Raw genomic sequence first — 1,622 nt, 5'->3', positions numbered from 1 at the left:
AACATCAAGCTGAACCATGTTGTATTGGACCTTCGCAGTGCACCAAACGTAATAGAGCAAGTCTCTGAGATTTCGGTTCGACTGGATGTGAACATCTCTTTACTCGTTCTATGTGATGTTGACTCGATAAAGCTGCGTAACCAAGTGCACGCTTTAGGTGCGACGTATGTGCTGTGGGATTCTGAGCTTGATGCGTTACTTGCGGCAATTAAGTCTACGCAAGAGGGTGAAAGCACCGTTAAAAAAACGCGTGTTGCTAAGCGTATTTTAGTACTCGGAACCAAGGGTGGGATTGGCATTTCATATGTGAGTTCAGTCTTGGCTCACTCTTTGGCTGAACAAGCGAATTTAAAAACGCTTTTAGTCGATCATGACTCAGGGGCTTTGAATAGCGACATCTATATCGGTGTGAAAGGCTTAAAAGCTAAACACAACAGTATCGATTTGAATCAAATTGATATCGACAGTGCCATCGCCAAGACCTACGTACACCCGGTGAAAGACAAGCTTGATTATTTGGTGTTAGAGAAGAACGTCGCTTGTCTCTCTGATCACGCGTCGACGCTCTACAACCTTTCTAATCAACTGATTGATCAATATAACTTTATTATCGATTCAGCGCCGTTGTCTTGTTACGAAGAAATGCACGATCAGGAATTGTCAGATAAGTACCATCGCATCTTTATTGTTTGTGAACCGTCGGTGTCTTCATTGCGCTCTTATAACTCTTTGAAGAAAAAGATAGGTAAATCCGAACACCAAATCATTTTCAATTTAAATAGGCCGGCAAAGGACTTTATGGTGACACTTGCTAGCGCTAAAGAGCGGATCAAAGCCAAGGACAGCATTGACTTCATGTATGAGCCGTCGCTCGAGAAGATGGTGGTCCAGCAAGGCATCAATGAGTTGCTTAAATCCAAGTCCTCGTCTGCTGTGCTGAGTATAGTCGCGACATTGACGGGTAAGAAAATTAAACCTAAATCACGCTTTAGTTTGTTTAGAAAATGAATCAATTAAAAGAAATCTACATTCAACTTCGCGATGAGATTTTCGATGCGTTGGATGCGGCGTCACTCGTCGAAATTAGTAATCAAGAGCTTGAAGAGCAGCTTAAAGACTCCGTAAATATCTTGATCGACAAGAAGCAGTTGCAAGTCAGCTCCTTGAAACGGGTCGATTTGGTTAAGGCACTGCTTGATGAACTTAAAGGCTTGGGACCACTGCAAGCCTTGGTCGATAACGATGATATCTCGGATATTATGATCAATGGGCCTTCGGATATCTTCATTGAAATCAATGGCAAGGTAGAACAGTCGCCAATTCAATTTGTTAACGAGAAGCAGTTAAACACTATAGCTAAGCGGATCGCCTCTAACGTAGGGCGCCGTATTGACGAATCTAAGCCACTTTGTGACGCACGCTTAATGGATGGTAGCCGTGTCAACATCGTAATACCTCCGCTGGCGATTGATGGTACTTCTATTTCTATTCGTAAGTTCAAAGAGCAGAAAATTAAGCTCGAGAACCTTGCAGAGTTTGGTGCTATGTCTGTTGAGATGGCCAAGCTTTTGTCGATTGCTAGCCACTGTAAATGCAACATATTGATCTCTGGTGGTACAGGT

2 protein-coding genes are annotated in these 1,622 nt (G+C 43.0%); both read left to right on the top strand.

The genetic code is table 11. The annotated features are described in order from the left end of the window. Positions 1 to 1,008: AAA family ATPase (locus tag BCT81_RS25095; protein WP_102426224.1), on the top strand; the 1,008-nt coding region annotated here is incomplete at its 5' end. After that, a partial coding sequence (locus BCT81_RS25090) for an ATPase, T2SS/T4P/T4SS family (protein ID WP_133152719.1) occupies positions 1,005 to 1,622 on the top strand: 618 nt, incomplete at its 3' end. The genes BCT81_RS25095 and BCT81_RS25090, both read left to right, overlap by 4 nt.

It is taken from the genome of Vibrio sp. 10N.261.52.A1 (assembly GCF_002876325.1).
Lineage (GTDB): Bacteria > Pseudomonadota > Gammaproteobacteria > Enterobacterales > Vibrionaceae > Vibrio > Vibrio chagasii.
The sequence above is the reverse complement of the archived record's forward strand: the minus strand, read 5'-3'. Positions and strand labels throughout refer to the sequence as shown.